This is a genomic window from Rhodobium orientis (assembly GCF_003258835.1).
GTDB lineage: Bacteria > Pseudomonadota > Alphaproteobacteria > Rhizobiales > Rhodobiaceae > Rhodobium > Rhodobium orientis.
Genome location: NZ_NPEV01000027.1, coordinates 62501 through 68316 on the forward strand (window position 1 = coordinate 62501; position 5816 = coordinate 68316).

Sequence of the window (5816 nt, forward strand, 5' to 3'; positions counted from 1 at the left end):
GGAGGTCGACGGCGAGGTCGCGATCACCGTTCGCGACTTCCCCACCGACAATCCGCTGATCGACGCCGACGCCTCGCCGAGCGAGGCGGAGATCGAGGCCATGGTGCGGCGCCATGCCGTGAGCCCGACGGGCGAGAATCTGCAGGTCGCCTCGCTGCCGCGGATCAACCCCGACCGGTTCGACTTCGAGCTGGCCAAGCGGCCGTCCGCGCTCGGCCGTTTCGCCATCCGCATCGTGCCGGAAAACGTCTCCTTCGTCGCCAAGACGGAAGAGCCCACCGCGGACATCACCCCGGGCCTGCAGGAAAAGGTCATCGACGTCGACGACAACACGTCGCTGAAGGATCTTTTGATCGGCAACGGCTCCACCGACGACGAGGCGGAAGAGATCACCGCCGTGCTCGGCCGCGTCTTCCGCATCGGCAAGCCGCCGGAGAACGGCCGCGTCCGCCTCGGCATCGACGAGGCCGAGATCGACATCGACCGCTCGATCCCGGTACGCATCAGCATCTATGACGGCGAAAAGCACATCGCCACGGTCGCCCGCTCCGACGACGGCTTCTACGTGCCGGCCAACGAGCCGCCGCCGATCGTCACCGCCGCCGCGGAAGAGGAAGAGCCGCAGCAGCCCGTCGTCTACAAGGGTGGTCCCGCGCTCAATCTCTATGAGAGCATCTACCAGACTGGCATGGAGCAGCAGATCCCGGTCGCGCTGATCAACGACCTGATCCGCATCTTCTCCTTCGAGGTCGATTTCAACACCCGCGTCAGCCCGTCCGACAAGGTGGAGGTGTTCTATGCCCTCGCCGACGAGCGCGATCCCGGCTCGGCCAAGGAGATCCTGTTCGCCTCGCTGACGCTGAAGTCCAACGAGCGCCGCTTCTACCGCTTCAAGACGCCGGACGACGGCGCCGTCGATTACTACGACGAGACCGGCAAGAGCTCGAAGAAATTCCTGATGCGCAAGCCGATGTCGCGCGGCAAGTTCCGCTCCGGCTTCGGCAGCCGGCGCCACCCGATCCTCGGCTATGCGCGGATGCACAAGGGCGTCGACTGGGCGGCCCCGCGCGGCACCCCGGTCATGGCGTCGGGCAACGGCGTCATCGAAGAGGCCAAGTGGAAATCCGGCTACGGCCGCTGGGTGAAGATCCGCCACTCCAACGGCTACGCCACCGGCTACGGCCACATGTCCGGCTTTGCCAAGGGAATCCAGTCCGGCCAGCGCATCCGCCAGGGCCAGGTGATCGGCTTCGTCGGCTCCACCGGCCTGTCGACCGGCCCGCACCTGCACTACGAGGTCATGGTCAACGGCCGCCACGTCAATCCGCTGCGCATCCGCCTGCCGCGGGGCCGCGTGCTAACCGACGACGTGTTGACCTCCTTCGAGCAGGAGCGCAACCATATCGACGCCCTGCTCGCCAAGGAGCCGGGCCAGCAGCGCCTCATCGCCACCAACTGAGCCGCAAAACAACCGGTATCGTCAGCCGGCCAAGCCGAGGTCGGAACGCTGTTTCCGCGTCAGCTTCGCCGCGACGATGCGGTGCGATTCGGCGAGATAGGCTTTCAGGTCGTCGTCGCAGAGCCCCGGATCGCCATGCATCTGGATCCAGGTCGGACTGCGCGGCGACAGATACGGCGCCGGCCTCAGGCCCGGCTGCTCGCGCAGTATCCGGTAGGCAAGCTCGCTGCATTTGAAGGTGACGAAGGGGAACGCCCCCTTCGACCAGCCGGCGATGGCGAACACCTTGCCGCCGACCTTCCAGACATGCGCCCCGCCCCACTGTTCGACATAGGTTGCCGCCGGCAGGCCGCCGCAGAAGGCATCGAACGTTTCGTAGGTCATCATCGGCTTTGGGTCCCCGAACCTGCTCGCAGCCGATGATAGGGTGACTCGCCGTCGGCGGCACCAGACAGAAAAACCGGCCGCCGAAAAATCGGCGGCCGGTTCTTTTTCGTTCGGGTTTCGGACCGCAGCAGCCCTCAGGCCGCCTGGCGGTCGTCGGCGGCGACCTCGAAGTCGAGCCCCTCGCCTTCTGTGGTCACCTTCACGGTCTGGCCGTCGGCCACATCGCCGGAAAGGATCCGCTCCGCCAGCGGGTTCTGCACGAAGCGCTGGATCACCCGTTTCAGCGGCCGGGCGCCATAGACCGGGTCGTAGCCCTTTTCGGCGAGCCAGGCCCGGGCGGCCTCGTCCAGTTCCAGCACGATCTTGCGGTCGTCGAGCAGCTTCTGCAGCCGGACGAGCTGGATGTCGACGATCGCGCCCATCTGCTCGCGTTTCAGGCGATGGAACAGGATGATCTCGTCGAGCCGGTTGAGGAACTCCGGCCGGAAATGCGACCGGACCACGTTCATGACGGCATCGCGCGCGGCTTCCACGTCCGCCCCCTCCGGCTGCTCGGCCAGGAACTCCGAGCCGAGGTTGGAGGTCATGATGATCAGCGTGTTGCGGAAGTCGACGGTGCGGCCCTGGCCGTCGGTCAGCCGGCCGTCGTCGAGCACCTGCAGGAGCACGTTGAAGACGTCGTGGTGCGCCTTTTCGATCTCGTCGAACAGGATAACCTGGTAGGGCCGGCGGCGCACGGTTTCCGTCAGCGCCCCGCCTTCCTCATAGCCGACATAGCCCGGAGGCGCGCCGATCAGGCGGGCGACGGAATGCTTCTCCATGTATTCCGACATGTCGATGCGGGCCATCGCCGTCTCGTCGTCGAACAGGAACGCCGCGAGCGCCTTTGTCAGCTCCGTCTTGCCGACGCCGGTGGGTCCGAGGAACATGAACGAGCCGATCGGTCGGTTCGGGTCCTGAAGGCCGGCACGGGCCCGGCGCACGGCGGTGGACACGGCCTCGACCGCTTCCTCCTGGCCGACGACGCGCCTGGCGATCGCCTCTTCCATGCGCAAGAGCTTGTCGCGCTCGCCTTCCAGCATCTTGTCGACCGGGATGCCGGTCCAGCGCGAGACAATCTGTGCAACGTGGTCCGGCGTCACGGCTTCTTCCACCATCGCGCCGGGTTCGGCCACGCTGCCCTCCGCCGCCTCGGTCTCGGCGAGCCGCTTTTCCAGTTCCGGAATGCGGCCATAGGCGATCTCGCCGGCCTTGGCGAGGTCGCCCTCGCGCTGTGCCCGTTCCAGATCGCCGCGCGCCTCGTCGAGGGCCGCCTTGATCTGCTGGGCCGAGGAAAGCTTGTCCTTTTCCGCCCGCCAGCGTGCGGTCAGCCCGGCCGATTTTTCTTCAAGGTCGGCGAGTTCGCGATCGAGCCGCTCCAGCCGGTCCTTGGAGGCCTGGTCGGTCTCCTTCTTCAGCGCCTCACGCTCGATCTTGAGCTGGATGATGCGCCGGTCGAGCTCGTCCAGCTCATCCGGCTTGGAATCGACCTGCATGCGCAGCCGCGAGGCCGCCTCATCCATGAGGTCGATCGCCTTGTCCGGCAGGAACCGGTCGGTGATGTAGCGATTGGAGAGCGTCGCGGCGGCGACCAGCGCGGAGTCGGTGACCCTGACGCCGTGGTGCAGCTCGTATTTCTCCTTGAGGCCGCGCAGGATCGAGACAGTATCCTCCACCGTCGGCTCGGAGACGAAAACGGGCTGGAAGCGCCTTGCGAGCGCGGCGTCCTTTTCCACGTGCTTGCGGTATTCGTCGAGCGTGGTGGCGCCGACGCAGTGCAGTTCGCCGCGGGCAAGCGCCGGTTTCAGGAGGTTGGAGGCGTCCATCGCCCCTTCCGCCTTGCCGGCACCGACCAGGGTGTGCATTTCGTCGATGAAGAGGATGACCTGGCCGCCAGCCGCCTGGATTTCAGACAGCACGGCCTTCAGCCGCTCCTCGAACTCGCCGCGATATTTGGCGCCGGCGATCAGCGCGCCCATGTCGAGGGCGAGGAGCTTCTTTTCCTTCAGGCTCTCCGGCACGTCGCCATTGACGATCCTGAGCGCCAGGCCCTCGGCGATCGCCGTCTTGCCGACGCCCGGCTCGCCGATCAGCACCGGATTGTTCTTGGTCCGGCGCGACAGCACCTGGATCGTGCGGCGGATTTCCTCGTCGCGCCCGATGACCGGGTCGAGCTTGCCCTCGGCAGCCACTTCCGTCAGGTCGCGGGCGTATTTCTTCAGGGCGTCGTAACCCGATTCGGCCGACGCCGAATCGGCCGTGCGGCCCTTGCGGATCTCGTTGATCGCCTCGTTGAGGCCGGTCGGCGTCACGCCGGCGTCCTTCAGGATCTTGGCGCTGTCCGCTTCCTTCTCCATGGCCAGCGCCAGAAGCAGGCGCTCTACGGTGACGAAGGAATCGCCCGCCTTCTTGGCGAGTTCCTCGGCCGTGTTGAAGACCTTGGCCGTGGGGCCGGCGAGGTAGAGCTGGCCTTCACCGCCGCTCACCTTCGGCATCTTGTCGAGCGCCAGATCGACGGCGGTCAACGCCCGGCGCGGCCGGCCGCCGGCAGCCTCGATGAGCCGCGCCGACATGCCTTCCGGATCGTCGAGCAGCACTTTCAGGATGTGCTCGGGCGTAAATTGCTGGTGGCCCCTGGAAAGGGCCGCGTTCTGGGCGGATTGAATGAACCCGCGCGCGCGTTCGGTGTATTTCTCGAAATTCATCATGACCTCCTGAGCCCGCCCCGCCCGTCCGAAGCACGGGAACCGGTGGCGTCCGGCCGTTGACAGATTTCCGCTCCGCATCCCCCGAAAGCGGCAGAACGCGGACCCGGATCGGCCCCCGGCATATGCGGGGACGTCCTCAATATAGTGTTGCAGATCGGTAACAGAAGAGGTTGCGGCAGAGAAGTCGGGCGCATCGCGTACCGGGCGCCAAAATGGTTTCAAAGCCGCCGGAATTGGCTCTCGCCCGCGCCGGGCGCCCGCTATATGGTGCCCGCCACCTCACCGATAGTTCATCCCACAGGACAAAGACGATGACGTCGATCGCGAAAATCGCCGCCCTTTACCGCTTTCCCGTAAAAGGCCTTTCCGCCGAAAATCTGGACCGAGTGGAGCTGGCGCCCGACCGCCCGCTCCCCGGCGACCGGGCGATTGCCCTGGAATTTCGCGATTCGGGGCTGGACCCGGAGCATCCGGAATTCCGCAAGAAGTCCTATTTCCTGCAGCTCGCCCTGTTCCCGGCACTCGCCGTCCTGAAGAGCCGCTTCGATCCGGCGATCGGACGGCTGGAAATCACCCGCGACGGCGCCCCCTTCGCCGAGGGCATCATTACTGACGCCGCCGACCGCGAGCGCATCGAGACCGCGTTCCAGAATTTCTTCGACCCGCCGCTGCCCCGAAAGCCGCGCCTGATCGCCGGCGGCGACGTGCAGTTCACGGACCAGTCCGGGCCGCTGATCTCGCTGATCAACCTTGCCACCGTCAACGCCATCGCCGACGTCGCAGGTGGCCCGCTCGATCCGGTTCGGTTTCGCGGCAATCTCACCCTGGAGGGGCTTGAGGCCTGGGCGGAGAACGATCTCGTCGGCAAGCGGATCGCGATCGGTAACGGGGCGGTGCTGGAGGTGGAAAAGCGCATCGACCGCTGCGCGGCCACCGAGGTCGACCTTGAGACCGGCGTGCGCAACCGGCCGGTAATCGCGCGCCTGCGCGAGACCTTCGGCCATATCGATTGCGGGGTGTTCGCCCGGGTCGTCGAACCCGGCGCCATCGCCCCCGGCGACCCGTTAAAGGTCCTCTAAAGCGCTTTCCCAAAAAGTTGACAGGCTTTTTGGATAAGAAATCGCGTCAAAACAAGGACCTAAAGCACCTTGCGATTGATCTGAATCGATAGGGGATTCCCACCGGAGGTTTTGTCTGATTCACTTTCCTTGAGGAGGAGAGTG

Annotated in this window: 4 protein-coding genes (1 of these 4 cut by a window edge); 2 read left to right on the forward strand and 2 right to left on the reverse strand. The window is 65.8% G+C overall.

Going from position 1 to position 5816, the window contains the following annotated elements; translation table 11 throughout:
• On the forward strand, positions 1-1459 hold the 3' portion of the coding sequence (locus CH339_RS13275; RefSeq protein WP_111434837.1) for a M23 family metallopeptidase. The gene continues 530 nt to the left of window position 1, outside the view; only the last 1459 of its 1989 coding nucleotides appear in the window; its start codon lies off the left edge, out of view; its stop codon occupies positions 1457-1459.
• Between the two features lie 21 nt (positions 1460-1480).
• Here the strand turns inward: CH339_RS13275 and CH339_RS13280 are convergent, their stop codons facing one another.
• Both CH339_RS13280 and clpB read right to left on the reverse strand, forming a co-directional pair.
• Entirely contained in the window at positions 1481-1843 is a 363-nt protein-coding gene (locus CH339_RS13280; protein WP_111434845.1) for an MmcQ/YjbR family DNA-binding protein, read from the reverse strand.
• 137 nt (positions 1844-1980) lie between these two features.
• Positions 1981-4590 carry an ATP-dependent chaperone ClpB gene (clpB, locus tag CH339_RS13285; RefSeq protein ID WP_111434846.1) on the reverse strand — a complete coding sequence of 870 codons (2610 nt, stop codon included), beginning with the start codon at positions 4588-4590 and terminating at the stop codon, positions 1981-1983.
• 314 nt (positions 4591-4904) lie between these two features.
• Here clpB and CH339_RS13290 point away from each other — a divergent pair, with 314 nt between their 5' ends.
• Complete coding sequence (locus CH339_RS13290; protein WP_170138519.1) at positions 4905-5672, forward strand: MOSC domain-containing protein; 768 nt, start codon at positions 4905-4907, stop codon at positions 5670-5672.
• The last annotated feature ends 144 nt before the right edge of the window (positions 5673-5816 follow it).